The sequence below is a fragment of the Micromonospora sp. NPDC005206 genome (assembly GCF_040608175.1).
GTDB lineage: Bacteria > Actinomycetota > Actinomycetes > Mycobacteriales > Micromonosporaceae > Micromonospora.
This window is the reverse complement of record NZ_JBEXHU010000033.1, coordinates 17,367-42,854: the sequence shown is the minus strand read 5'-3', so window position 1 is coordinate 42,854 and position 25,488 is coordinate 17,367. Positions and strand designations below refer to the sequence as shown.

Below are 25,488 nucleotides of genomic sequence, written 5' to 3'. Positions count from 1 at the left end.
CTCGCACGGGTCAGATCCGGAGAGTGCTGACCCGCCAGCCGCTACCGACGCCGAGTCTGCTCCAAGAACCGACCCGACAGAACCCATGAGATCCGAGCAAATGATTGCGGCAGAGGCCGTATGCCAAGATCACCTCGTCAGAGAGCGTAGGAGTGCGGTCCGCCAAGCCAACGGCTGAGATATTCGGATTGAACGTCGCCGGTGAGTAGGCCGACCAGTGCCGCGGAGAATCCGACGCAGTACTGCTCCCAGTACGGCCCTCTTTCCTTCAGCACCACAGGCCAGTCGTCAGGCGCCGTGCCGGGCCTGACGTGCCAGAAGAGGAAGTCGCCGTTGACGGAGCACCCCCACGAGATCAAGTTGTCACCGGGCTCGAACCAGGACGGGACATCCTCACGGTTCGGTGTCCAACGGGACGCGTCACCCAGCGGCCAGTCTCCGGACCAGTTGTTGGGCCCCGCGAAGTCGAGGCGGACGCACTCGTGCGCCCAGGTGTTGTGTTGCACCAGGTCTGCCCAGTCGTGGACGGCGTCAGGGGCGCAGACGATGACGTGGTCATCGACGGAGACCTCCCGGACATCATGCGGGCCGGCCACCATCGCCGGCATCCAACGCCACGGCGACAACCTGAGGATCCAACTCGACGGTCCGATCGACGTAGTCGCCGACATCACCCCGACCGCCGCCGCGCACCTACGACTCGTCCCAGGACAGCCGCTGTGGGCCTCGGTGAAAGCAACCGAAACCCGCGTGTACCCAGCCCGCGATAACAGCCAGCCACACCCAGAACCACACGACAGGGCAGCACGGAACAGAAGCAACCAGGTCCTCCAGTGACCCTGACGACGACATCCACCCACGGATTTCACCTCAGCGTCCCCGAGATCGGCGACGCCCCTGGCCGGTCCGGCGACGACCCGCCGCCCACCCGGCGGTGGCGTCGGCGTAGATCCACCCGCGGATGCCCGAGGCGAGCCAGACGGGCACGCACCTGGCAGTCGTCGACTTCGTACATGTCAGCAGCCTCAAGTTCGGCGTTCCTTCAGGGACTTTGGGCGGCAACCGTCGCGGTCGGGCAGCTACCGACCCCAATCGCGCATCAAGCGTCGACCACTGTCCGCCTCGACGCCGCAGAGGACGGTGGCATGCGAGAGCCGTCAGTGGCTCGTTAGTGCGGCGAGTCAATCGATTCGGGGCGCTACTTCTGCCGCTGCCGCGGCATCCGCTGCGGGTGTGCCGGCAGCGCGGCGGGATCGGAGTAGTTGGATTCCGATTGGCAGTACGGAGACCACGACGATGCCGATCAGGATGACCTCGATGTTCGCCTTGACGAAGGCGACCTGGCCGAGGAAGTAGCCCAGGACGGTGACGCCGACGCCCCAGAGGGTCCCGCCGATGACGTTGTAGATGAGGAACGTCCGGTAGTGCATCCGGCTGACACCGGCGATGATCGGGGTGAACGTCCGCACGATCGGCACGAACCGGGCCAGGACCACGGACCGGGCTCCGTAGCGGGCGAAAAAGTCGTTCGCGCGATGCACGTTGTCCTGCTTGAACAGGCGGGAGTTGGGTCGGCGGAACAGGTTCGGGCCGACGCGCTTGCCGAACAGGTACCCCACCTGGTCTCCGGTGATCGCGGCGACGGCCACCAGCAGGCAGAGCAGCCAGAGCGGTTGGTGCAGGTAGTGGCCGTCGGCGACGAGCAGCCCGGCGGTGAACAGCAGCGAGTCGCCGGGCAGGAAGAACCCGATCAGCAGCCCGGACTCAGCGAAGACGATGGCGAGGATGCCGATCAGCCCGAAGGTGGAGATCAACCACTCTGGGTTGAGGAGACTGGGACCCACGGCCACCGGGGCGAGGGACGTTGACACGAGAAGACCTCCGAGAGGGCGTGACGGGTGACGCGGGCGGGCAAGCCGAGGAGGCTAGCGGCGGCTGGCAGCCGCGCGGGGACGGTCTTGGTGGGCGCGCCGGTCGAGGACGCGTACGGCGAGCGCGATGATCAGCACGGCTCCCGCGCCGATGACCGCGCCGGCGAGGATGTCCGCCGGGTAGTGCACGCCCGACCAGACTCGGGCGAATCCGATGACGGTGGCCAGCGCCGAGAGCAGTAATCCCCAGCGCCAGGACAGAAACACGCCGACGGCGAACGCCACCGCGAAGGCCGCCGTGGCGTGGTCGCTGGGCAGCGACCCGCCCGGGTCGTGCGGGATCAACTGGTGCACGGGGTGCGTCTGGAACGGGCGGACCTCGGTGCTGGCCACGGCGACCACCTGGCCGGCGGCGAACGCCAGGGCCAACGACGCGCCGACGCGTACGACCACCGACCCGCCGCCGGACTTCAGTCCGAGCAGCACCGTGACGGCGGCCAGAGCGCCGAGCAGGTAGATCAGCCAGACGGCGCACCACTCCAGCACGTCGTCGAGCGGGTCGTTGTGTCCGGCGGCGGCGTTGATGAGATGAAACAGGTGGTAGTTCACCGGGCATCCGATCCCGTGGTCGACCCGGCTCCTCGGCCGGCTGAGCCCAGCCAATCTGGTCACAGCTGAGAGGAGCCTGAAGGGGTCGGCGGCCCTGCGCAGTGCGGGTCAGTCGCCGGGTTCGTTGTCGCTGGTCAGCGGCAGTCGGATCTGGATCGTCGTTCCTGGGCCGGGCAGCACCCGTACGGTCCCGCCGTGCGCTGCGACGATCTCGCGGGTAATTGGCAGGCCAAGGCCGCTTCCGCCGTCGGCGCGGGCCCTGCTCTCGTCGAGCCGGACGAACCGTTCGAAGATTCGCTGCCGCTGCCCCAGCGGAATGCCCGGCCCGTCGTCGGTGACCTCCAGGCACCCCCACCCGTCGTCGACGCGGACCCGTAGGAGCACCTCGTGGCGCGCGTGGCGGGCGGCGTTGTCGGCGAGGTTCCGCAGCGCGCGCCCGAGGTCGTGGGCGTCGCCCGTCACGCGGACCGGGGTGAGGTGGGTTCGGACGGTCAGGTCGGGTCGGCGGGCGGTGAGGTGGTCCCGTTCGATGTAGGCGAGGTCGTCGAGGTCGACGTCCTCACGGCGCATCGTGAGGCCGTGCTCGTCGATACGGGCGAGCAGCAGCAGGTCGGCGATCAGCCGGCCCAGTCGCTGCGACTCGCGGCGCATCAGTCGGACCAGGTCGTCGTTCGCGCCGGGCAGGGGTGTCATCGTCAGGCGGTCGAGGCCGGCCTGCAGGGTTGCCAATGGGCTGCGCAGTTCGTGGCTGGCATCGGCGACGAAACGGCGTTGCCTGGTCGCCGCCGTCTGTAGGCGGTCGAGCATGCTGTTCATCGTCTCAGCGAGTGCCGCCACCTCGTCGTGGGCTTGCGGCACCGGCACCCGGGCATGCAGGTCGCGGGCGGTGATGCCCGCGACCCGACGGCGAATCGTCTCCACCGGACGCAGCGACCGGCCGACGAACAGGAACACGGCCGCGCCGATCAGCAGCAGCATCGTCGGTAACCCGACGACCAGGATCGCGGCGATCACCTCGGTGCTCTCGTGCACTGGTCGTAGTGACTGGGCCACCAGCACGGTCCGGGTGCCCGAGGTGGTGCCGACACCGATCGCGACCACCCGGTAGGGGTCTTCGACGGCAAAGGGCAGCGTCCGCTGTTCCCGCAGGGTCTGACCGGCGGAGGGGCGCAGTGGGGACAGAGGCTCTGCCCCGCCGAGGGTCGGCGACGCCGCCTCCACCTCACCCGAGGGCGCCAGGACCTGCACCAGGTTCTGCTCCCCCGGGCTGGGCTTTAGCGTCTGGGCGATGGCGTCGGAGTCTCCGCCCGTCACCGCGGTGGCCACCTCAGCGGCGCGTTGTCTGGCAGTCGCATCCACGTCGCGGACCAGGTTGGCCCGGGCCAGGTAGATGAAGGCCGCTGCGCCGATCCCGAAGGTCACTGCCACCACCATGGTGGCGGCCAACGCTGAGCGCAGCCGTACACCCAGGCGGCGGCGTGCCCAGCGGGCCGGGGCCTGTAACAGGGTGAGCATGGCGGCCATACCCGCAGCCTAGGGTCCTCGGGGCTGAGAGGGCGCTGAGAGACGGCGAGGTGATGCGACTCCCCCGACGTCTCTTCCGGTCATCCGCTGCGTGGGGTCTCCGGGCCGGTGTCTCGGGCTCCGCGCACCGCGATGAGCGTCACTCCGGCGACGAACACCACACCGGCGCACAGTGCGCCGCCGAGGTCGTGTGGTGGTCGGGCTGGCCACATCCAGGGCGTGGTCACCGCTGGGCCGTGCCACTGCGTGTACAGCGCGTAGAGGGCGATTATGAGATAGGCGGTAGGGCCGGCCCAGGCCAGCGCGCCGCCGAACAGGGCTGCGCACAGCAGGGCGACGCCGACCAGCCCGGCCAGGTTGCGCAGCACCTCCACGGCGCCGCCGGGCAGGTGCGTACCGGCTCCAGCGGCGGCCAGCGCACCGACGGCGGCGAGGGTCAGCGCCAGCGCGGTGGCCAGTCGCAGGAAGGGCAGCCACCGGCCGGTGACGCGTTCCGGCTCGCCGAGCAGGCTCGTGGCGGTGACAGCGATGGCCACGGCGCAACCGGTTTCGAAGATCAGCGGCAACTGCAGCGCTCCGTAGGCCTCCCACTGCCACCGCAGCGCGACCCGCAGTCCGACGGCGCAGGCCGCCACCGCCGCCAGGGCCGCCGGGACGCGGCGGCTGGCCAGGTGCAGACGAGCCAGCCGGAGCCCGGCCCGCACCGGGCCGCCGGGTGCCATCGCGTACCCGCGATTGCGAGTTTCGCTGGCGGTCACGGCAGCTGCGCCAGGGTGAGCTGGCCCGCGCGCAGCGCCGCCACGTGTTCCATGAGCCAGGCGTGGCGGGTAGCAGCCGGCAGCGCGGCTAATCGCTGCGCCGCTGCGGCGGCGGGACTAGCGGGCGTCAGGGTGGATGTGCCCAGGATGGCCTCCGCGACCGCCTGTTGCGCGGGACTCGCGTTGCGGCCACCGCCTACGACGCTGTTCACGATGCTGGGCGCGGCGTCCACGCGTAGCTCGGCAACAAACTCGTCGGTGGTCAGTTGATGGGGCAGGAGCAGGTGGAATATCGGCGGCGTGCCGCTCGTAGGGGGGCCAGCCCGACCGATGCTGACGCGATTGTCTGGCCCCTGTTCATATCTCGCAGCGGCCTGGCTGATCCGCGTTGGCGCGCCGGGCAGGCCCGCTACCTCGGTGAGCACCGGTTCGAGGGCGTCCGTCACCGCGGGCAGGTAGCCGGTGTAGGCGGGGTGCAGGCAGACCGGGATTGGGGTGTGGCTGCAGACGGGCGTGTAGCGCACTGGACGATCGTTGCCCGCGGTGTGCAGCAGCGGGATCGCGATCATGCCGTGGGCGTCGAGGCGGCCGGTGCCGGCCAACGCAACCGCGGTTCCGGCCGCCAGCAGCCCGGCCGCGGTGATAGCCGCCGCGCACCGGCGCAGCCACCGCCCGCCGGCGTCGGCGGGTAGGCCGAGAACGCCCAGCAACGCCGCGGTCAGGCCGGCGAGGAACAACACCTGCGCGACGGGAAGGTCGGGCAGGTAGCGGTAGAAGGTCGCCACACCCGGGTCAGGCCCGATCTCCCAGGGGCCGGCAACCAACGGCGAGATTTGCCAGTACGAGTCATCGCCGTGAATGAACTGCAGGCTGATCTGCAGCGCGAGGAACACACCGATCGCGACCAGCGGTCCGGTGAACCGGCTGGGGCGCAGCACCCCGGCTACGAATCCGAGCGCGGAGAACGCCGGCATACTCGCGGCGCCCACCGCGACCGGCCACCACAGCGGCCCACCCCAGGCGCCCTGCCACGCGGTCACCGCGTACAAGACGCTCACGCATCCCAGGTAGGCGACGATCGCCCAGCAGGTGGTCGCGGTCCAGGTGGCGAGCTGTCGAGTCCACCGCGGCCGGGCCGTACCGATGACCAGGTCGGCCATGCCGTGACGGCGCTCCCGCCAGCCCAGCCATGCGGAGGCGCCGACCACCGTCGGCGCGAAGACCGCCAGAGCTGTCGTCTGCATGGCCATCGCACGGACGTTCCACAGCGGTGGGTACGCCATGTTCGGCCGGTAGGTGATGAACCAGAACAGCGCGGCGACCAGTGGCAGCATCCACACCATCACGCTGCGGCGCATCTCCAGGCGAAGCAGCCCTCCCGCCGCCGTGATCGCCACGCGTGTACGACGGGCCGTTTCGTCCAGCGCGGAGATCACTGGGGCGGCGGTCATGACCGCGCCTGCGCTAACACCGCGCTGTATCCGCGCTCCAGTGGAGCATCGCCGGCCGCCGTGGTTCCCTCGGCGCGCGATGTCAACTCCTCCGGCGTCCCCTGGAAGACGATTTTCCCCTGGTCCATGAGGGCGACCTGGGTGCAGGCGGCACCGACGTCCTCGACGAGGTGCGTGCTGACCATGACGGTGGCGCGCTGGCCGAGGTCGCGCAGCAGAGCACGGAACGCCACCCGTTGCTCGGGATCCAGCCCGGCGGTCGGCTCATCCAGCAGGAGCAGTTCAGGTTCGTTGACGATGGCCTGCGCGATCCCGACCCGGCGCAGCATCCCACCGGAGAGAGTGCGTAGCTTCGCCGTCGCCTTGTCGCCCAGGCCCACGCGCTCGACCGCGGCGGCGACCGCGTGGTGCACCCGCGCGGGCGGCATCTCCTTGAGCAGCGCGAAGTACTCCACGAACTCCACGACGGTGAACCGCGGGTAGTAGCCGAGGTTCTGCGGCACATAGCCGAGCCGGCGCCGGATCTGCCGGCGCTGTCCGTACTGGCCGGGGTCGCGGCCCAGCAGTCGGATCCGACCCGAGGTCGGTGGGATCACCGTGGCCAACATCCGCAACAGCGATGTCTTGCCCGCCCCGTTCGGGCCCAACAGACCGAACACCCCTGGGCCGGTCTCCATCGTCACCCCGGCCACGGCCTCGGTGCGGCCGAAGCGCCGGGTGAGATCGCTGATCTCGACGTTCATGACGTTCCTCTCGGTGTCCGGGTCGAGTAGAGGACGATCGCCGCACAGCAGGCGGCGAACGCCAGGTAGGCAGGCCAGAGCGCGGTGTCGGTGACCGCGGCGGTGAGCCGACCGGCGGCTACCTGCCCGGACAGGACGGTGATCGTCCAGCCGAGCAGGCCCGCGGCCACGCCCACGTTCGCCGACCGGGCGACAGTCGCGGCGGCCAGGGCCAGCGCGCACACCGCGGTCATCGGGACCAGCCAACCGATCGTGACGGCCGTGGCGGTTCCCGACGCGGCCGAAGCGCCCAGCCCGAACGCCGCGTTCACACCGAACAGCGCCAGCGCCCGGACCAGCAGCACCATGCGGTCGCTGACGGCCACGCTGCACGACAGCTCCCAGGCGGGGTCGATGCCCGGGCCGTAGGCGAACGCGATGCCCGCCGCGGCGACCGCAGGGGCAAGAAGCGCCACGTACGGCGTTCCGGTGCTCAGCGTGGCGAGGAGCCCGGCGAGCAGCACCACCGCGGTGGCGATGACCCAACCAAGCAGCAGCGACGGCGTCGTGACCAAAGCCCGGGCCAGGCCCGGCGAGCGGAGCAGATGCCCAGCCAGCCGCTCCACCGCCCCGGGGCGGCGACGCCACACCTGGGCGGCCACCCCGACCCAGACCCGATCAAGATCGACACCTTCCGGTGCGGGGCCCCGCCCGTCGGGCTCCTCGACCCGGCGCATCACATCACCGTTGGTCACTGCCCACCTCCATCGCGCGCCGGCTCGTGGCGCCGTAGGGCAGCACGCATCAGCCGGCGAATCTGGTACGCGCGGCTCTTCACCGTTCCCGCGGGAACACCCATCAATTCGGCCACCTCAGCCACGGACTTGTCCTCGACGTACATCAGCCGCCAGGTCTCGCGCTGCAGGCTGCCCTCCGGCCCTAGCACCTTCACGGCGTCGGCAAGCTCGGCCCTGGACAGCGCCGTCTCAGCCGGGTCTGCGCAGTTGTGGTCACCGGTCTCGGCCAGGGCGGCCAGCAGCAGCGCGGGTTGCCCGCGCCGGCGCAGCCACAGCGCGCCCTGGCGGCGGGCTATGCCCCACAACCAACCGCCGGCACCCCCACCTCGGTACGTAGCAGCGCCCCGCCAGGCGGCCAGGAAGGTCTCCTGCAGGACGTCCTCCACGTCGGGGGGCGGCAGCGCCGCGCGCAGCCGACCCGCCAGCCACGGGGCGTGCCGCGAGAACAGTTCCCGCAGGGCGCTCTCGTCACCACCGGCCATGGCAGCGATCAGATCCTCGTTGTCCATCGCCACTACTGTTGCGTTCCCGAGCGGATCGGTTCACCGACCACACCCGCATTTTGTGAGCTGAGGCCTGACACCACTTGGGGCACTGTCAACCGCCGTCGGCGGCCAGCCGGTAGCCCATGCCCCGTTGAGTCTGGATGGCCCGCCGGCCGAACGGCTGGTCGATCTTGCGGCGCAGGTAGCCGACATACACCTCGACGATGTTGGGGTCGCCGTCGAAGTGCGCGTCCCAAACGTTGTCGATGATCTGCCGCTTGGACACCACGTCGCCACAATGACGCATGAGGAACTCCAGCAGCGCGAACTCCCGGGCGGTCACCCGGATCGGTTGCCCAGCGCGGGTCACCTGCCGCCGGGCCGGGTCCACTGCCAGGTCACCGGCGGTCAGGATCACCGGTCGGGCCGGGGCGCCGCGGCGGATCAGGGCCCGCAGGCGGGCCACCAGCACCACGAACGAGAACGGCTTGATCAAATAGTCGTCCGCGCCGAGGTCGAACGCGTCGGCCTGGTCGTAATCGCCGTCCTTCGCGGTCAACATCAGCACCGGCGTCCACACGTCCCGCGACCGCAGTTGCCGGCACACCTCATAGCCGTTGAGGCCGGGCAGCATGATGTCGAGCACCACCACGTCGTACGGGTTCTCGGTGGCCGCCCACAGCCCGTCGGTCCCGGTGTGCTGCACATCGACAGCGAATCCCTCGTCGGTCAGGCCGGTACGGATCACCTCCGCCAGGGCGGTCTCGTCCTCGACGACCAGCACACGCACGCCGTTCGTTCCTTCCCGCCCGCAGTCCCGGCGGACCCGGCAGGGTCCGCGTCACCTCCGATCATCGCGCGCGAAGGGGCGGGGCATGCCTGCTACCCCGATGCTGAGGTGCCGTCACCCGAGCAGGGCCCCGGTATCCAGGTCCGACACGTCTCGCCTCGTGACGTTCGAGTACGCGGCCCGAGGCGAACCGATCCGGACAAGCCTCCGCTTGCTTGCTTCTACATCTTGTGTAAAAGTTCATCGCCCTCGGCTCAGTTGGCCGCAGGCCGCGCAGCAGGGCACCCACGAGTCGGTTTCGCCACCGTCGTCGCTGCTGCCCACGAGCCGAGGGCTGGATAAGTACGAGTTGGGGAGGACGCTGATGTCCGCGCCCGTGGCGTTGGGCGACGTCCTGCTGGTCCTGCTGAACGGGCAGCCGTCCAACGCCTTCGACCTGCACCAACGCCACACCCTGCTTCTCGGCCCCGAGCAGGCGGTCGACATTCGGCGGTTCACCACGACGGTGAACCGACTTGCACGCTCCGGGCACGTGCGGTTGGAACGCGTGATCTCACCGCACAATAAGAACCAGAACCGGCCTAGGTGTGTGCTGACGGCAGCGGGCCAGCACCGGCAACAGTCGTGGCTGACCGACGTGACAGAGCACGCCAGCCTCGAGGAGATCTACACCAAGGGCATACTGGCCGTCGATAGCGCAGACCTGGCTACGTTCGAGGCGTTCATCAGCACCAGCCTGGCGGCGGCCCATCTACGCCAGCGGAATCTGACGGATGCCACCGCCGAGGGATCCCCGGCGATGAGTGCCCGCCTCGCGTTCGAGGACGGAATGATCAAAGCCACCGCGACATGGTTGCGTCACCTTTCGAATCTGCGACCGAGCGCGGTCGCCGCACCGTCGTGCCCACCGGCCGCACCGCCCGTTCCCAGGCAGGTCAGAATCTGAACAGCCCGCGCCGCGATCCGGACGGCGGCCAGCCGAAGACAATGCTCCGTCCCAGTGGTCTCCCGCCGTCGCGGACGCCGGCCGGGCAGGCGAAACGGCCTGTGATCGGCCAGGCATCCCGAGCCCACGAGCTGCCGACCTAGGCCGGTGCTTGCACGTTCGACGACCGACCGCAATGAATGGAAGCGGACGACTGCCATCAGGCAAGCCGTTGCGGCCGTTGCGACATCGAATTGCGCCAGTGGCCTGGTCGGGGTTCGGCCCGGCGGGTTGGAGACGGCCACTGGCCACCAGCTCGACGGTGAGAACGACGGCGACGGCCTCCACGGCGAGGAGCCCGACGAGGACGACCAACTGCGTCACTCCGGCGGCAAGTGGGCTCGCTCCGCCGAGCAGCACGCCGACGAACGCGCCGGGCAGGGTCACCAGGCCGACCGTCCGGGTCTGGTCGAGTGCCGGGACCAACGCCTGTCCGGCCGCCGGACGGCACACCAGCAGCACGGCGTCACGGGGAAGTAGACCCAAGGCCAGGCCGGCCTCCACCTCACCGCGCCTGCTGGTCAACTCGTCGAGCGCACGCCGCCCGGCCAACGACGTCGCGGTCATCGCCCCACCGATCAGGATCCCCGCGACCGGGATGATCGCGATACCCCGCATTGGCACCAGGCCCGCCAACAACAGCCCCGCCACCACGGCCATGCTGCCCGCCACGATCGGCACACCGGCCCACCACCCCCGACTGCCGCCCGTAATCCGCCGACCGGAGGTGCCCGCCGCCACCGCGCACATCAGGACGACAAACGCGGCCGTGGCCCACAGCGACACCACAATGCCGGCGATCAGCACCGACACGGCACCCAGTTGAATCGCGGCACGGACGGCGGCGACCGTCACCTGCCGGCCGTGGCCCAGTTTCCCGAGGGTCACGACGGCCGCCGCCACGAGGGTCAGCACGACCAGCGCAACGCCGAGCTTCGGGCCAACCACGAGCATCGTCGAGGACATGCCATCAGTTTCCCGCTCCGCCCGGCCAGGGGTGCAGGGGCCGCCGGTCCCGGCGGTTGTGACGGACATGCCGGCGCGCTCGAATGATGCCCCTGTCCGGCGGGAGCGTCGAACAGGGAGCAGTAGCTGCCGAAGTGTGCTCCGGAAAATCGGGCTAGCCGGCGGCCGCTAATCAGCCTGGCCGGGCCGCGCCCCGATCAGTTGAACGAAGTCGTAGACCGCCTCGCCGGACCAGATCAGCGACGACAGCGCCAGCGCCACCGGCAGCCCGTGCAGCGCGGGTGAGCGGAGGGTGGCGTGCGGTCGCAGCAGCTGGGCCACCCGGCGAGGAACGACTCCCCCCGGCGATGCGGCGTACAGGCCTCGCGGGACATCCATCTCAACCCGCGAAGCCAGTGCGACCACGCCGATCGCGTGTGCGACGGTGTGGCGGTTGCCCACCTCCACGGCGGCCTGCTCGTCGGCGGCTCGTTCGACGAGATAGTCGACGTGACGTGCGACCCACCAGAGGGCCGGATGCATCGCGGCGGCGAGCTCGGCCGACTGGACCAGCCGGTGATGACCCGAACTCAGGTGCGCGTATTCGTGTGCGAGGAGCGCGTCGAACTGGCGGTCGGTGAGCAGCCGGCGCATGCCGGTGGTCACGACAACACGGCCGGGCCGGCCCGGAACCGCGAACGCCTGGGCAGTGGAGTCGGGCAGTACCACCAGCGGGTCGGTGTCGGGCCCGGCGGCCTGGCCGCCGAGGTGCAACGCGCGGCGGTGTCGGCGCCCCCGTCGGATGCAGTTCAACGCCGTTCAGTGCACCCGGCTGCTCCCACCGTGATCCCCGACCCCTAGCCACCGCTGGGACACAAAATCCGACCGGGTCGTACGCGGTTCAGCCGGCCAGCGCGCAGCCCAATCGGGCGGGCGCGAACCTCACTGTGGTCATCACCGTCGAGGCGCCGCTTGGCAAACTTTTGGAACTATTCTGATGGGATCGCCCGCGTGGCTTGGATGGCGCGGCGCAGTCGACCGTCGGCAGCCAACTCCCCGAACATGTAGATCTCCGTGGTGATGGTGCCGCCTTTGCGCAGTTCCGCGATGAGCCGGTACCGGGCGGCCACCTGGCCGCCGTCCACCAGCGCCTGCTCCACCTCGACACGGAGACCAATGGCCCGTTTGCGGGCCGGACGGATGTGATCCAGCAGCCGCTTCCGGTCCAGCAGCACGCCGTCGTTGACCAGCTCATAGTCCGGCGTGTGGTAGCGGTCCAGCACGGTTGCCGGATCCTCGTCGCCCAGCCCTGCCTCCTGCGGATAGCGGGCCAGGTAGCCGGTCAGGTCGGTACGGGGCGTCATTTGATCTCCCTGAATCGAGTTATCTTTGACACGGTGTCTACGTTAATGCAAGGCGGTAGATTAGACAACGTGTCAGAGATAACAGATGGTCGGCGCCGCCGGCGGCGTTCCGACGCCGAGCGCAGCGCCGCCGCGGTACTCGACGCCGCCGTCCAGGTGCTCGGTCGGCATCCGGCGGCGAAGGTGGAACAGGTCGCCGCCACAGCTGGCGTCACCCGCCAAACCGTGTACGCCCACTACCCGTCCCGGCCGCTGCTGGTGGCCGCGGTCATCGACCGCATCACCGCCGAAGCCGTCGCCGCCCTCGACGCCGCCGACGTGGACAGCGGCACCGTCACCGAGGCGCTGCTGCGCTGGTTGGACGTCACCTGGCGGCTGTTCGACCGGTACCCGCTGCTCCTGCACCCCTCGGTGACCGCCGCCGACCAGGCGGACTCCGACCGTCAGCATGCCGCAGTCACCGAGCGCCTGGAGCGGCTGATCAGGCGTGGCCAGGTCACCGGCGAGTTCGACAGCACCGTCAGCCCGGCCTGGTTGGTCTCCGCGACCATGGCGCTCGGGCACGCGGCCGGCGGCGAAGTTGCCGCTGGCCGCATGACCACCGCGCAGACGGCGGCAGCGCTGCGCCACAGCATCCTGCGCGTGTACGGCGCCCGCGAGCCCTGATCAGCGACGGTCTCCCGCCACTCCCGTGCCCACTCGATGTTGATCGGCGCACCCAGCATGTTGCACCTGCTTCGACCTCGGTCGCCGACGCACGCTCATCGGCATGTCAGTGCGTCCGCTGCCACGCCTGAGACCTGGAGACCCGCCGTGACCCGTTGTGAGGCTGTACGCACCATTCGCCTGGCCGGCCGTGCCGCCGCCGCATCGGCACAGGTCGCAATGGCGGGCGACCGGCCAGCCCTCATTCACCATGAACTTGGCCAGACGCAGCTGGGCACGTGGACTCAGCGCTGCGTTGGGTGAGGACACGAGGATGTCCTGGTTTGTGACGTGGTCGCCTTCAGCAGCTCCACTTCATGACAGGAGGTCCTCATCATTCGCCCAAGGTCATTCGTGAGCGCCGACGGGCGTGGCTTGGTTCGTGCATGCCAACGCTCCGCTGCTGGCTGACGTCGCTGACGCGACCGGGCTGACCGGTGCATGCGGCGACACCCTTGCAGGGTTGCGGCGGCGACGTGGTGTGCACGACCCGGGCACGGCTCGCGGGGATCTCACGTTGATGCTCGCCCACGGTGGTGAGGCGATCTCGGACCCCCCCGAGTCTCAGCGGCGTGCGGCCGCCACGACCTCAGGGGCGGTTTGCCGGCCACGCCGTCGGTTTTGCCGGACGATGATGCCGACTGCCACCACAGCGGTCAGGCCGAGGGTGGCCCATGGCAGGGGGTTGGCCCTTACCTGGCCGGGCATCTGTTGGGCTAGGACGAACACGCCCATCACCACGACGAACCAACCGAATGCCTTGCGCAGCGCGTTCTCGGAAACACGGCTGGCGAGCCGGCCGCCGAGCAGGCTACCGATCACGGCGGCGGTGGTGACGGCGCCGGCCAGGCCCCAGTCGATGCTGACGCTGGAGAGGTATCCGGCGAGGCCGGCGACGGACTTCATCGCGATGACGACCAGCGAGGTGCCGACGGCGACGGGCATCGGCAGGCCGCCGAGCAGGGCCAGTGCCGGGACCACCAGAAAGCCGCCGCCAGCGCCGACGAGGCCGGTGACCAGGCCGACCACGACGCCGTCGAGAGCGACCCGCAGGACGGAAAGCTCGTGCGGCACCGGCCGAGCCTCTGCGGCACGCCGGCCGCGGATCATCGCGATGGCGGTGGCGAGCATCATCAGGGCGAACCCGGTCAGCAGCACTCCGGCCGGGATGAACTGGGCCAGGCGGCCGCCGGCGTAGGCACCGGCCATGCCGGCGACGCCGAAGAGCAGCCCGGTGCGCCACCGGATGCGCCCGGCCCGCGCGTGCGGCAGCACGCCGACAGCGCTGGTGACGCCGACGACGAGCAGCGAGGTGGCGATGGCTTCCTTGGCCGGCAGGTCGGCGACGTAGATCAGCAGCGGTACGGCCAGGATCGAACCGCCGCCGCCGAGCAGACCGAGGCTGATCCCGATCAGTACGGCCAACCCGGCGGTCAGGGCGATGCTGCCAGTCATTCCTGCCGCCCGGTCGTAGGCTCCCGCTGCAGTTGGGCGACGACGCTGTCCAGGTCGCAGGTGGCGCCGCGGTTGTAGGGGAGTTTGCCGAGCAGCATGCCCATGGCGCAGGTGTTGGTCAGCGCGGCGAAGGTGAGGCCGGCGCCGATGAAGCCGGCGATCCACTTCAGGCCGGGTACGAACACCGAGGCGAGGATGCTGGCCAGGACGATGGAGCCGGCGGCAAGGCGTACCTGGCGCTCCAGGTTCCAGCGGGGTTTGCCTTGACTGATCGGCGCGTGGGCCGCCTGCCATGCCATGATGCCGCCGTTGAGGACGCGCAGGTTGGGCAGGCCCACGCCGGCGAGGGCCTGTTCGGCCTGGGCGGCGCGGGCGCCGGAGCGGCAGACCAGGACAACGTCCTCGTCGAGGTGGTGGCGCAGTTCCTCGCGGTGTTCCTTGAGCAGGTCCAACGGCACGTTGTAGGAGCCGGGGATGTGCGAGGTCTCGAACTCACCGGGGGTGCGGACGTCGAGCAGCCGGGGTGCCTGCCCGGCGGCGATCAGCGCGCGCAGGGTGGCCGTGTCAAGCGTCGCGGGGCTCGTCGGGGTCGTGCTCATGCGCTTCCTTTCGATTGGAGTCGGTTCGGGGCTCGGGCCGCTGGTGGGGCGTAGGGCCCACGTGGTCGGGGTGCCCGCGTGCGACGCTCTGCTGCCTGATGTTGGTGAGTAGGAACGGCAGGGCGTTGCAGAGCAGGGCGGCGACGGTGAAGTCCGGCAGCCCGGCGAGGCGTGCCAGGTGAGGTCGGTGTTCCGCGCCGAGGGCGAGGGCGACCAGCACGGACCACAGGGGTGTGGTGGCGTGCAGGACGCCGGCGACGCCACTGTCGAGTGGTCGGCGCGGCACGAGGGCGGCGATCGTCAGACCGAGGCGGCCATGCGCACGCCGGCCTGCTCGGCCCGGCCGAACATGTCGTCGATCAGGACGACGTCGTGGCCGGCGTTGGCCAGCAGCGACGCGGCGGCGGTGGCGCGGTAGCCGGAGCCGCAGTGCACCCAGACGGTTCCGGCCGGCACGTCGCGAAGGCGCTTGGGCAGGTCGGGCAGTGGAATGTGCACCGCGCCGTCGATGTGGCCGGCGTTCCACTCGTTGGTCATCCGGACGTCCAGGAGCACCCGCGGGGCGGGCAGGCCGTCGGGGATGTTGCCCGAATGTGCGGCTGCGAGGGCCGCGAAGTCGGCGACGGTCAGCTCCCGCAGGTCGGTCAGGTCGGTCGCCCACTGCTCGGGGGTTCCGGTGGCCTGCGCCGCCGGACGGTCAATACCGATGCGGACGAGCTCCCGTTGGGCGCCCGCGACCTGCTCCGGGGTCTCCGCCAGGAGGGTGATCGGCACGCCCCACTGGATCAGCCAGCCGAGCCAGGTCGACATGGGCCCGTCCAGGCCGAGGCCGATCGTGCCGGCGAGGTGCGAGGCGGCGTACGCCTTGCGGTGTCGCAGGTCGACGACCCACTCGCCGGCGGCGATCCGTTCCCGCAGCTGACCGGCGTCGGCGCGGGTCACGGGGCTGAGGTCGACGGGAGCCGGTCCGGCGGTGTTGGCTACGCCCATGTGGGCGTAGTACGCCGGGTAGGCGTCCAGCCCGGCCAGGGTTTCAATCACGAACTGGTCGGCGGCCAGCCGCAGCGCCGGGTTGGCCTGCTTCTCACGGCCGATGGTCGACTCGGAGGCGTCGGCCTGGCTGGCCGAGCAGAAGCTGCCGAACCCATGCGTCGGCCATACCTGGGCCCCGTCGGGCAGCAGGTCAGCCAGCCGTTTCGCCGAGGTGTGCTGTTGGTGGGCCAGCGTGTGAGCGTGCTGCTGCCCGAGCAGGTCGGTGCGGCCTGTCGTGCCGAACAGCAGCGAGCCGCCGGTGAACACCCCTACCGGAGACCAGCCACCGTCACCGGGCTCGTCCAGCACGTAGGAAAGGTGGTGGAAGGTGTGCCCGGGAGTGGCGACCACCCGCAGCCGCAGCCCATCGGACACGGTCACCTGGTCGCCGTCGGACACCGGCATGCGGTCGAAGCCCACCTCGTCGTGGGCGGAGACCAGGTACTCCGCGCCGGTGAGCCGGGCCAGTTGCAGGCCACCAGAGACGTAGTCGTTGTGGATGTGCGTTTCCACCACGTGCGTGATCCCCACACCCTTCTCCCCCGCGAGATACACGATCCGGTCAATGTCCCGCTGTGGGTCCACCACCACCGCCACCCGGCCGTCTGTCGCCAGGTAGCTGCGGTCACCCAGGGACGAGGTCGCGATGACCGACACCTGCATCGCCATCCGTCCACTCCTTCCAGTTATACCCCCGGGGGTATCCGGGGATTAGTCGTCACCCTTGGTCGAAATCGAACACGCGTTTACCCGCCCGGGCGGGTCACACGCCGCCTGGGCCTACCAGAGTCAGCCCCGGCGGCTCACGCCAAGGCCAGGAAGAGCTTCTCCAGCTCCTCTTCGGTCATCTCCGGCTGATCGCCGCGATCACGGGCAGCGGAGCAGTGCCGCATCCCGGAGGCGATGATCTTGAAGCCCGCCCGGTCGATCGCCTTCGACACCGCAGCAAGCTGGGTCAGCGCCTCACGGCAGTCCTCGCCGTTCTCCATCATCTCGATGACCGCATTGAGCTGCCCTCGGGCTCGCTTCAAGCGAGTCAGGGCCTCGCCGGTCATCTCGGGACGCAACTTCATCTCATCTACCTCCGCATCCCACGGTAACACATACCCCCCCGGGTATGCCCCGGGTGATGATCTCCGCCCTAGCCCAGAACCGTCGCCAAGGTGGTCGCGCCCGGCCGCCAACTCGTCCGCGATGTGCCCGGTTGCATCCTGCCCGTCTCCGCCCCCCACCTGGCGCGGCATGCCGGGCGCCCCAGCCACCAGGCAGACGCGCCTGCCGCTCCTCAGTGAGTCGCGTTTGGTGAACGCCGCAGCGACCCGCAATGTCGGGCGGGCGGCGACTACGAGTTCGTAGTGACCGCGGCGCAGGCTCCTGCAGGAAGGCATGGCCGGCGATCACCACTTGAGCGGTCCGATCAGTCCCAAGTCCGCGCATTGGTCGCAGCGGGCGCTTGAGTTGACCGTGATCGGCCTCAATCGGGTTGTTCGCATTACGCTCGACGTGGCGCTACGCCAAAGGCACCAGGCTCGTCGAGCACGCCGGGATAGACCGGCGCGGCATCCGTGACTACCTCAGTCGGTTTCACCTTGAGCATCCGCAGCGCCCGCGTGAAGGATCGGCGAGCGGCCGCGGAGTGCCTCCCTGCAGTCTTGCAGTATGGATCTTGGACGGCCCACTGCAAATACTCGGGCTTGTCACCCACGCCGCGGGCCGCGTCGATCGCGCTGGACACATCGAGGTTCCGCCACTCGCCGGCCTCCACGTCGGGATTAACGCCGCCGCCGAACTCTGTCAGATACGGGACTGGCTGGTCGTTCGGCCGCAACACGGCACAAGGATGTTGACGACTACACGGTGCACCGGAGGCGTCAATGACCGGAAGCCTCACACAGTTCGAACCCCCCGCCGCCGGGACGAGCGGCCCCACCGTAGTGCCCCCTACGGTTCCCAAGGGCGGCGGGGCGATCCGCGCCGTGGGCGAGACGTTCGCCGCGAACCAGGCGACGGGCACTGCGACGTTGCGCTTTCCGCTCCCCCTCTCGCCGGGCCGGGCGGGGTTCGGCCCGCAGTTGTCGCTCTCGTACGACAGCGGCTCCGGCAACGGACCGTTCGGCCTCGGCTGGAGCCTCGCGCTGCCCGTGATCAGGCGGCGGACGGACCGCCAGGTCCCCCGGTACGACGACGCGAACGAGTCGGACACGTTCGTTGTCTCCGGTTCGGACGATCTCGTGCCTTTTCTGGAGCGTGACGCGGCGGGCGGGTGGCGGCACGTGCCGGTGCTTCGGGACGGGTTCCTGGTCCATCGCTACCGGCTGCGGATCGAGGGCTTGTTCGCCCGGATCGAGCGGTGGGTCCGGCAGTCCGATGGCGACACGTGCTGGCGCACGATCAGCCGTGACAACGTGACGTCCTGGTATGGCCGCACCCCGCAGAGCAGGATCGTCGATCCCGTTGATCCCACGCGGGTATTCAGCTGGCTCATCTGCTCCAGCTATGACGACAAGGGCAATGCCACAAGATACGAGTACGAGCCGGAGAGCGCGAACCGCTATCTCAAGCGGGTTCGCTACGGCAACCGGATCCCCAACCGCGACGCCGGCGGCACCGCCATCGACCCGGAGATCATCGGAGACTGGATGTTCGACGTCGTGTTCGACTACGACGACGGCCACTACGTTCAGGCCCCGGCGGTGGATGGCGAGGAGTTCGCCAGCGTCACGGCGGCCCGGTCCCTGGGCGCGCATTGGCCGGACCGGGCGGATCCGTTCTCCAGTTACCGTGCCGGGTTCGAGGTGCGCACCGCCCGCCTCTGCCGGCGCGTATTGATGTTCCACCACTTCCCCGGGGAACTGGGTCGCGCGGGCTACCTGACCCGCGCGATGCGATTCGAGTACGAGCCGGATCCCGCCGCGACCTACCTCACCGCGGTCGTCGAGTCCGGCTTCGCGCTACGCGCCACGGCACTGCTCCCGGACCGTTATCTGGTGCGCTCGTACCCGCCGGTGGATCTCGATTACAGCAGGGTGCCGGACGCGGCGGAGCTGGCCCGGCTGCCGGTGGAGACCGTCGGCGGCACCGACCTCGACGCCGCGGATTCGCCCGCGCAGTGGGTGGATCTCGACGGCGAGGGCGTGTCCGGCATTCTCACCGAGCACGAGGGCGCCTGGTATTACCGCCGCAACGCCGGCAGCCCGCCGTTCGCGCGGTTCGATCCCGGCCGGCCGGTGACATCCCGGCCGGCGCTCGCCGGCCGGCCCGGCGTCGCCACCCTGATCGATCTGACCGGCGAGGGCCGGGTGGCCCTCGCCGCCCTCGAGCCCGGCACCGGCGGGTTCCACGAGCGCACGGACGCCGGGGACTGGTCGACTTTTCAGCCTTTCGCGTCGTTCCCCAACCTCGACCTCAAGGATCCGAACCTGCGGATGCTCGACCTCGACGGCGACGGCATCGCGGAGATCGTCGTCACCGGCGATGACGCCATCACCTGGTATCCGTCACTCGGGAAGGAGGGTTTCGGGCCGGCTGTGTGTCAGTCCGGCGGGCCTCAGCTGGTGTTCAGCGACAGCGCGACGAGGTTCTTCGTGGCCGACCTGAGCGGTGACGGCCTGACCGACCTCGTTCAGATCACCAACGGATCTGTCTGGTACTGGCCGAATCTGGGGTACGGGCGGTTCGGCGCCAAGATCGTGATGGACAACGCGCCGGTGTTCGCCACGGCGGACCTCTTCGACCCGGCACGGATCCATCTCGCCGACGTCGACGGGTCCGGGACCACCGACGTCGTCTACCTCGGCGGCGACGGGGCGACGCTCTACCGCAACCTGTCCGGCAACAGCTGGAGCGACGGCGTGACGCTGCCGCAGTGCCCGATCACCGAGCGACCCGAGGACGTACGGATCGTCGATCTGCTCGGCGCGGGCACCGCCTGCCTCGTCTGGTGGAGCCGCAGTCCCGACGACACGGGCCGGTCGATGCGCTACGTCGACCTCATGGGCGGCCGTAAACCCCACCTGCTGATCGGCCGGCGCAACAACCTCGGGGCCGAAATCCGGCTCAGCTACGTGTCGTCGACCACGTTCTTCCAATCGGACCGGCTGGCCGGCAAGCCGTGGGTGACCCGTCTGCCGTTCCCGGTCCACGTGCTCGAACGGGTGGAGACGGTCGACCACCTGACCGGCAACAGGTTCCTGACCCGCTACGCCTATCACCACGGAAACTTCGACACCGCCGAACGCGAGTTTCACGGCTTCGGCCTGGTGGAGCAATGGGACACCCAGCTTTTCGCGGAGCTGGTCACCGCGACCAACGTCGATGCCGCGTCGCACGTCCCGCCGACTTTCACCAGGACGTGGTTCCACACCGGGGGCGCTGCGGGAGGGGATCGAGTTTCGCTGGACGACACCGTCCTGCCGGGCGGGCTGACGATCGAGGAGGAGCGGGAGGCCCGCCGGGCGTTGAAGGGGGTCATGCTGCACCGCGAGGTCTACGGCCTCGACGCGCATCCGTGCGTCGTGACCGAGCAGAACTTCGCCGTCCACATGCTGCAGCCACGGGTGCACCAGCGGCATGCCGTGTTCTTCGCGCATCCGCGGGAGACGCTCGAGTCGCAATACGACCGGAGCCCGGAGGATCCCCGCGCCAAGCATGCGATCGTGCTCCGGGTCGACACCGCCTCCGGCAACGTGCGGCAGGAGCTTCGCATCGCGTACGGGCGACGCGAGGTCGTGCGGCGGGTCGACGCGGCGGGCGCGGTCACGATGGTGCCCAACCAGGGGTTGGCGGCCCTCCGGCAGGGCGACCGTGAGGTCCAGACACGGCCCATCGTTGTCCTGATCGACAACGCATACACCAACGCGATCGACGACCCGGCCGAGTATCCCGACGACTACCGCGTCCCCTTGCCGGCGGCCGTCCGCACCAGCGAGCTGACCGGGTTCCGGCCGGTGGCCGGCGCCGAGCGGTTCGGTTTCGAGGATTGGGCCGCGGACGACTTCGCGATGATCGCCGACGCGACCGAGATCGCATACAACTCGGCACCCGACCACACCACCCGGCAGCGGCGGCTGGTCGAGGCGGTGCGAACCGTCTATCGCGCGGACGACCTGACCGCCTTTCTCCCCTTCGCGACGGCGGAGCCGCAGGCGATCCTCGCCGAGGTCTACCGGCTCGCGCTCACCCCGGGGATGGTCGACTCGGCCTTCGTCCGTGAGCGGCCGGGCGCGCCGGACGAGGCACTGTTGCCGGCTCCGGCCGCCGTCCTCGAGGGCCAGGGCGGGTACGTGTTCATGGCCGACGCGTGGTGGATTCCCAGCGGCAGCGCGTACTTCGACCCCACGGCGACGACGGCGGCGCAGGAGCTCGCGACCGCCCGGGACCATTTCTATCTGCCGCGCAAGGTCGTCGACCCGTTCGGCAACGCCACCGTGGTGACGTATGACCCGTCCGACCTGCTGGTCGCCCGATCCGAGGACGCCCTGGGCAACGTGGTCGTCGCGGAGCATGACTATCGGGTCCTGCTCCCCCGCCAGGTCACCGACCCGAACGGCAACCGCACCGCCGTGGCGTTCGACGCGCTGGGCCTCGTGGTGGCCTCCGCGCTGATGGGCAAGGCCGGAGAACAACGCGGCGACCTGCTGGGTCAGATCGACCCGCATCCCACACCGGCCGCCCGCCGCGCGCTGCTCGCCGACCCGTCGGCTGAGGCCGCGGCGCTTCTCGGCACGGCCACGACGCGCATCGTCTACGACCTCGACCTGTTCCGCCGCAGCGGCCAGCCGGCCCTGGCCCTGACGATGGCCCGGGAAACCCACACCACCGACCCCGGAGGGGCCGCCACCGCGATCCAGATCAAGGTCGACTTCACCGACGGATTCGGGCGGCCGATCCAGGCGAAGCGTCTCGCCGAGACCGGGGAGGCGCCGAAACGGCAGCCATCGACGACGCTGCCGAGCGGAGACGTCGTGCCCGGCCTGCTCGTCCGCGACGCGCAGGGGCACCCGGTGCAGGCGGTCGCCGCGCCTCGATGGGTCGGCACGGGTCGCACGGTGTTCAACAACAAGGGCCTTCCGGTACGCCGATACGAGCCGTTCTTCAGCGTGACCCACCTGTACGAGCCGGAGCCGGACCTGACCGACACCGGGGTGAGCCCGTTCCTCTTCTACGACCCGGTCGACCGGGTCGTCGCGATCCTGCATCCCGACCACACCTACGAGAAGGTCGTGCACTCGCCGTGGAAGCAGACGGCCTTCGACCGCAACGACACGGTCGCGCCGCGGGATCTCGAGACCGGCGATCCGCGGACCGATCCTGACGTCGGCGCGCACGTCCGAGGGTATTTCGACGGCCAGGGCGCCGGGTGGTCGACCTGGTTCGCCCGGCGGACCGGCAACGCGTTGGGCCTGGACGAGGCGGACGCCGCTCAGCGGGCGGCGGTCCACGCGAACACCCCGGTCACCACTCATCTCGACCCGCTCGGCCGCCCGTTCGCGACGATCGTCGCCAACCGGTTCGTCGACAACGGCGTCGAAGTGGAGTCGGCGGAGGCCACGCGGGTGGCGTGGGACATCGAGGGCAATCAGCGTACGGTGCACGACGCGCTGGACCGTCTCGCGATGCGGACCGACTACGACATGCTCGGCAGGGTCATCCGGCAGGCGGGCATGGACTCGGGCGAGCGCTGGTCGCTGCCCGACGTCACGGGCGCTCCGCTGCGGGAGTGGGACAGCCGTGGCCACACCAGGCGCGTGGCCTATGACGCGCTGCGCCGTCCGACGGATGTCTTCCTCGTCGAGGGCGCGGGCGAGCGCCTGGTCGAGCGTACGGTCTACGGCGAGGCGCAGGGCGCGGCCGGCAATCACCGGACCCGTGTGTACGAAGTATTCGACGCGGTCGGCCGCGTCACCCATCTCGGGTACGACTTCAAAGGCAACCTCGTGTCCAGCCGCCGCGACCTGTTGCGCACGTACGACGGCACGGTGGACTGGGCGGACGACCCGCCGGTGGACGACGGCAGCTTCACCAGCGCCGGCACGTACGACGCCCTCAACCGCGTGGTCACGGCGAGCACTCCGGACGGCAGCGTCTATCGGCCCGGCTGGAACGAAGCCGGTCTGCTGGACAGCATCGAGGTGACGCTCCGCGCGGCGGGCGGGCCGACCGCGTTCGTCACGGACATCGACTACGACGCCAAGGGCCGACGTGAGCGGATCGAGTACGCCAACGGCGCCGAGACCACCTACACGTACGACCCCGCGACGTCCCGGCTGATCGGGCTGCGGACGACGCGCCCGGCCGCCGCCGACACGACCGCCGCTCAGCTCTTCGCGAACCCGGCGGTGGTGCAGGATCTCGCCTACACCTACGACCCGGTCGGCAACACCACCAGGATCCGCGACGCCGCTCAGAAGGCGGTCCTGCACGATGGACAGCTGGTGGAGGCGGCTGCGACCTTCACTTGCGACGCCCTGTACCGCTTGGTGGAAGCCACCGGACGCGAGCATGTCGGGCAGACCGCCTTCGACACCAACCCGACCGCGGACCGCCGGGACCGCCCGTTCGTGGGAGTTCGCTCCGATCCCAACGACAACCAAGCATTGCGCAACTACACCGAACGGTACCGGTACGACCTCGCCGGCAACCTCGAGCGGATGCAGCACATCGCCACCGGCGGCGGCTGGACCCGCACGTACGTCTGCGACGAAGCGAGCCGGTTGGAGCCCGGTCGCACCGGCAACCGCTTGAGCCACACGGCGATCGGCAGCCAGGTGCTTCCGGACGAGACCTACTCCTACGCCGACCTGAACGGCCGCGACTCGCACGGCTGCATCACCGCGGTGAACGGCGCCGAGCTGCGCTGGGACTTCCGGGACCGGCTGCACCGCGCGGACCTCGGCGGCGGCGGAGTCGCCTGGTACGCCTACGATGCCGGCGGCCGGCGCATGCGTAAGGTGATCGAGTCCCAGGGCGGCACGCGCCGCAAGGAGCGCATCTACCTCGGCGTGTTCGAGGTGTACCGGGAGTACGACGCCGCCGGCACCACCGTCCAGCTCCAACGCGAGTCGCTGCGGGTGTTGGACGATCAGGCGCAGGTGGCGATCGTCGAGACGCTCACCGTCGACCAGGGCGCCGACACCGCCGACCCGGTGCCGCTCCAGCGTTATCAGCTCGCCAACCACCTCCGCACCGCGTCGGTCGAGCTCGACGACGCGGGCGCGCTGATCAGCCTGGAGGAGTTCACGCCGTTCGGGGCGAGCTCTTTCCAGGCGGGCCGCGGCGTCGCGGAGGTAAGCCTCAAGCGTTACCGATACATCGGCCGGGAACGCGACGACGAGACCGGTTTCGACTACGCGGGCGCGCGGTTCTACGCCTCGTGGCTCGGCCGCTGGTGCTCGCCCGACCCTCTGCTGCTGGTGGACGGCCCGAACCTCTACCGCTACTGCAGGGACAACCCGGTGCGTTACCGGGATCCCGAGGGAACCGATCCCAAGGACGCCGGGCAGCCGGACGCCGAGCCGGATCCGCGGACGTTCACGACGTTCGACGAGTTTCGCCAGGCCGTGCCCAAGCAGACCGACGAGATGGCACGCAAGCTCTGGGACGAGGCGCACAAGAAGAAATATCTGATTCTGTACGACAAGGGCGACGACGAGTTCAAGCGCCAGGCGACGCAGGCGGCCACCGACCACGGCGTGAAGGCGCAGTCGGTCGCATCCGGCAAGCTCAGTGACGTCATCGCCAAGGAGAAGCCCGACGTCGTCATGACGTTCGGGCACGGCATCTCGAGCGAGATGTCGTTCGGCGACGGTGAGTGGATCGGAGCTCCGACGCTCAAGCGTGAGCTCAAGGAAGCGAAGCAGAGTCAGCAGATCACCTTCGTGGTTCAGGCCTGCTCCTGCGGGAAGAAGAACGGCCTGGCGGACACGCTGCACGCGGACCCCGATCTGTCGAACTACACCTTCGTCTCACACATCGACGTCGGCCACGTGACTCGCAACAGCGACGTTCGCATCGCGGGCGGCAGCACCTTGCCGGAGTTCCTGCGCGCGAAGGTCGAGTACCAGTACAGCCTCGACAAGAAGGCCGCCGCCAAGGTCGTCACCGAGCTCCTGAGGGTGGCGAAGGACTCCGAGACGCTGCCCACCGACAAGGTCAACCTGGTGATCCGGGAGTCGGCCGTGCTCGGCTTCGACACCCTGTGGGAGCTCATCAGCGGCTCCGCCGACGTCACGACCCATGACGCGGTGAAGGCGCTGAACCTCAGTGCCGACGCACTGGCCCGGTTCGCCGCGGGCATCGACGAGTTCCGTACCCGTTTGTCCACCGCGGCGGCGAAGCACGTCAAGCCGCCGCCGCTGAAGCATCACGTCACCGAGATCAGGTAAACGCATCGGGCAT

General features: G+C 69.8%; 22 protein-coding genes and 2 pseudogenes. 4 read left to right on the top strand and 20 right to left on the bottom strand.

The genetic code is table 11. The features are described from left to right. Positions 1-137 precede the first annotated feature (137 nt). Complete coding sequence (locus tag ABZU69_RS33850) at positions 138-608, bottom strand: hypothetical protein (protein ID WP_354968342.1); 471 nt, start codon at positions 606-608, stop codon at positions 138-140. Here ABZU69_RS33850 and ABZU69_RS33845 point away from each other — a divergent pair. Further along, a pseudogene (locus ABZU69_RS33845) lies at positions 589-837 on the top strand (TOBE domain-containing protein); the annotation flags it as partial. The gene ABZU69_RS33850 and the pseudogene ABZU69_RS33845 overlap by 20 nt on opposite strands. A gap of 344 nt (positions 838-1,181) precedes the next feature. Here the strand turns inward: ABZU69_RS33845 and ABZU69_RS33840 are convergent. The 9 genes from ABZU69_RS33840 to ABZU69_RS33800 all read right to left on the bottom strand — a co-directional run bounded on the left by ABZU69_RS33840 (position 1,182) and on the right by ABZU69_RS33800 (position 9,007). Then, entirely contained in the window at positions 1,182-1,871 is a 690-nt protein-coding gene (locus ABZU69_RS33840; protein WP_354968341.1) for a VTT domain-containing protein, read from the bottom strand. A 54-nt stretch (positions 1,872-1,925) separates the two neighbouring features. Next, a complete protein-coding gene (locus ABZU69_RS33835) occupies positions 1,926-2,480 on the bottom strand; it encodes a phosphatase PAP2 family protein (protein WP_354968340.1) in 555 nt (184 codons plus the stop codon). A 108-nt stretch (positions 2,481-2,588) separates the two neighbouring features. Next, positions 2,589-4,004: a HAMP domain-containing sensor histidine kinase gene (locus tag ABZU69_RS33830; RefSeq protein WP_354968339.1), complete on the bottom strand. Its 1,416-nt coding sequence runs from the start codon at positions 4,002-4,004 to the stop codon at positions 2,589-2,591. A gap of 80 nt (positions 4,005-4,084) precedes the next feature. Further along, positions 4,085-4,762, bottom strand: a complete 678-nt coding sequence (locus tag ABZU69_RS33825) for a hypothetical protein (protein WP_354968338.1) — start codon at positions 4,760-4,762, stop codon at positions 4,085-4,087. After that, positions 4,759-6,213 carry a hypothetical protein gene (locus ABZU69_RS33820; RefSeq protein WP_354968337.1) on the bottom strand — a complete coding sequence of 485 codons (1,455 nt, stop codon included), beginning with the start codon at positions 6,211-6,213 and terminating at the stop codon, positions 4,759-4,761. The genes ABZU69_RS33825 and ABZU69_RS33820 overlap by 4 nt, the downstream gene beginning before the upstream one ends. Then, the gene (locus ABZU69_RS33815) at positions 6,210-6,956 is read right to left on the bottom strand and encodes an ABC transporter ATP-binding protein (RefSeq protein ID WP_354968336.1); all 747 of its coding nucleotides are present in this window, start codon (positions 6,954-6,956) and stop codon (positions 6,210-6,212) included. The genes ABZU69_RS33820 and ABZU69_RS33815 overlap by 4 nt, the downstream gene beginning before the upstream one ends. After that, a complete protein-coding gene (locus ABZU69_RS33810) occupies positions 6,953-7,690 on the bottom strand; it encodes a hypothetical protein (RefSeq protein WP_354968335.1) in 738 nt (245 codons plus the stop codon). The genes ABZU69_RS33815 and ABZU69_RS33810 overlap by 4 nt, the downstream gene beginning before the upstream one ends. Beyond that, complete coding sequence (locus ABZU69_RS33805; RefSeq protein WP_354968334.1) at positions 7,687-8,241, bottom strand: RNA polymerase sigma factor; 555 nt, start codon at positions 8,239-8,241, stop codon at positions 7,687-7,689. The genes ABZU69_RS33810 and ABZU69_RS33805 overlap by 4 nt, the downstream gene beginning before the upstream one ends. Positions 8,242-8,329: 88 nt before the next feature. Beyond that, complete coding sequence (locus ABZU69_RS33800; RefSeq protein WP_354968333.1) at positions 8,330-9,007, bottom strand: response regulator transcription factor; 678 nt, start codon at positions 9,005-9,007, stop codon at positions 8,330-8,332. A 364-nt stretch (positions 9,008-9,371) separates the two neighbouring features. Here ABZU69_RS33800 and ABZU69_RS33795 point away from each other — a divergent pair, with 364 nt between their 5' ends. Continuing rightward, positions 9,372-9,953 (top strand): hypothetical protein, encoded by a 582-nt coding sequence (locus tag ABZU69_RS33795; RefSeq protein ID WP_354968344.1) that lies wholly within the window; start codon positions 9,372-9,374, stop codon positions 9,951-9,953. A gap of 348 nt (positions 9,954-10,301) precedes the next feature. Here the strand turns inward: ABZU69_RS33795 and ABZU69_RS33790 are convergent. The 3 genes and pseudogenes from ABZU69_RS33790 to ABZU69_RS33780 form a co-directional block, all read right to left on the bottom strand. Next, positions 10,302-10,946, bottom strand: a pseudogene (locus ABZU69_RS33790) (ABC transporter permease); the annotation flags it as partial. A 180-nt stretch (positions 10,947-11,126) separates the two neighbouring features. Then, positions 11,127-11,750 (bottom strand): M56 family metallopeptidase, encoded by a 624-nt coding sequence (locus ABZU69_RS33785; RefSeq protein WP_354968332.1) that lies wholly within the window; start codon positions 11,748-11,750, stop codon positions 11,127-11,129. 176 nt (positions 11,751-11,926) lie between these two features. Then, the gene (locus ABZU69_RS33780) at positions 11,927-12,301 is read right to left on the bottom strand and encodes a nuclear transport factor 2 family protein (protein WP_354968331.1); all 375 of its coding nucleotides are present in this window, start codon (positions 12,299-12,301) and stop codon (positions 11,927-11,929) included. Positions 12,302-12,370: 69 nt separating this feature from the next. On the opposite strand from ABZU69_RS33780, the gene ABZU69_RS33775 reads away from it, so the two are divergent. Then, on the top strand, positions 12,371-12,967 hold the full coding sequence (locus ABZU69_RS33775) for a TetR/AcrR family transcriptional regulator (RefSeq protein ID WP_354968330.1): 597 nt from the start codon (positions 12,371-12,373) through the stop codon (positions 12,965-12,967). 603 nt (positions 12,968-13,570) lie between these two features. Here ABZU69_RS33775 and ABZU69_RS33770 read toward each other — a convergent pair. The 7 genes from ABZU69_RS33770 to ABZU69_RS33740 form a co-directional block, all read right to left on the bottom strand. After that, positions 13,571-14,461 carry a sulfite exporter TauE/SafE family protein gene (locus tag ABZU69_RS33770; protein ID WP_354968329.1) on the bottom strand — a complete coding sequence of 297 codons (891 nt, stop codon included), beginning with the start codon at positions 14,459-14,461 and terminating at the stop codon, positions 13,571-13,573. Beyond that, a complete protein-coding gene (locus ABZU69_RS33765) occupies positions 14,458-15,060 on the bottom strand; it encodes a rhodanese-like domain-containing protein (protein WP_354968328.1) in 603 nt (200 codons plus the stop codon). Before ABZU69_RS33765 ends, ABZU69_RS33770 begins: the two co-directional genes overlap by 4 nt. After that, the gene (locus ABZU69_RS33760) at positions 15,026-15,346 is read right to left on the bottom strand and encodes a hypothetical protein (protein ID WP_354968327.1); all 321 of its coding nucleotides are present in this window, start codon (positions 15,344-15,346) and stop codon (positions 15,026-15,028) included. Before ABZU69_RS33760 ends, ABZU69_RS33765 begins: the two co-directional genes overlap by 35 nt. A gap of 14 nt (positions 15,347-15,360) precedes the next feature. Next, positions 15,361-16,761, bottom strand: coding sequence for an MBL fold metallo-hydrolase (locus ABZU69_RS33755; protein WP_354968326.1), 1,401 nt, complete (start codon positions 16,759-16,761; stop codon positions 15,361-15,363). A 134-nt stretch (positions 16,762-16,895) separates the two neighbouring features. Next, complete coding sequence (locus ABZU69_RS33750) at positions 16,896-17,165, bottom strand: metal-sensitive transcriptional regulator (RefSeq protein ID WP_354968325.1); 270 nt, start codon at positions 17,163-17,165, stop codon at positions 16,896-16,898. A 1-nt stretch (position 17,166) separates the two neighbouring features. Further along, a complete protein-coding gene (locus ABZU69_RS33745) occupies positions 17,167-17,538 on the bottom strand; it encodes a hypothetical protein (protein WP_354968343.1) in 372 nt (123 codons plus the stop codon). Positions 17,539-17,584: 46 nt separating this feature from the next. Continuing rightward, on the bottom strand, positions 17,585-17,923 hold the full coding sequence (locus tag ABZU69_RS33740) for a hypothetical protein (protein WP_354968324.1): 339 nt from the start codon (positions 17,921-17,923) through the stop codon (positions 17,585-17,587). A gap of 145 nt (positions 17,924-18,068) precedes the next feature. On the opposite strand from ABZU69_RS33740, the gene ABZU69_RS33735 reads away from it, so the two are divergent. Continuing rightward, positions 18,069-25,475: a SpvB/TcaC N-terminal domain-containing protein gene (locus ABZU69_RS33735; protein WP_354968323.1), complete on the top strand. Its 7,407-nt coding sequence runs from the start codon at positions 18,069-18,071 to the stop codon at positions 25,473-25,475. The last annotated feature ends 13 nt before the right edge of the window (positions 25,476-25,488 follow it).

Coding starts and splice junctions, on each gene's coding strand:
- ABZU69_RS33765 (WP_354968328.1), bottom strand. CDS start 15,060: ATGAGCACGACCCCGACGAGCCCCGCGACGCTTGACACGGCCACCCTG.
- ABZU69_RS33770 (WP_354968329.1), bottom strand. CDS start 14,461: ATGACTGGCAGCATCGCCCTGACCGCCGGGTTGGCCGTACTGATCGGG.
- ABZU69_RS33755 (WP_354968326.1), bottom strand. CDS start 16,761: ATGGCGATGCAGGTGTCGGTCATCGCGACCTCGTCCCTGGGTGACCGC.
- ABZU69_RS33805 (WP_354968334.1), bottom strand. CDS start 8,241: ATGGACAACGAGGATCTGATCGCTGCCATGGCCGGTGGTGACGAGAGC.
- ABZU69_RS33850 (WP_354968342.1), bottom strand. CDS start 608: ATGCCGGCGATGGTGGCCGGCCCGCATGATGTCCGGGAGGTCTCCGTC.
- ABZU69_RS33815 (WP_354968336.1), bottom strand. CDS start 6,956: ATGAACGTCGAGATCAGCGATCTCACCCGGCGCTTCGGCCGCACCGAG.
- ABZU69_RS33820 (WP_354968337.1), bottom strand. CDS start 6,213: ATGACCGCCGCCCCAGTGATCTCCGCGCTGGACGAAACGGCCCGTCGT.
- ABZU69_RS33830 (WP_354968339.1), bottom strand. CDS start 4,004: ATGGCCGCCATGCTCACCCTGTTACAGGCCCCGGCCCGCTGGGCACGC.
- ABZU69_RS33795 (WP_354968344.1), top strand. CDS start 9,372: ATGTCCGCGCCCGTGGCGTTGGGCGACGTCCTGCTGGTCCTGCTGAAC.
- ABZU69_RS33750 (WP_354968325.1), bottom strand. CDS start 17,165: ATGAAGTTGCGTCCCGAGATGACCGGCGAGGCCCTGACTCGCTTGAAG.
- ABZU69_RS33780 (WP_354968331.1), bottom strand. CDS start 12,301: ATGACGCCCCGTACCGACCTGACCGGCTACCTGGCCCGCTATCCGCAG.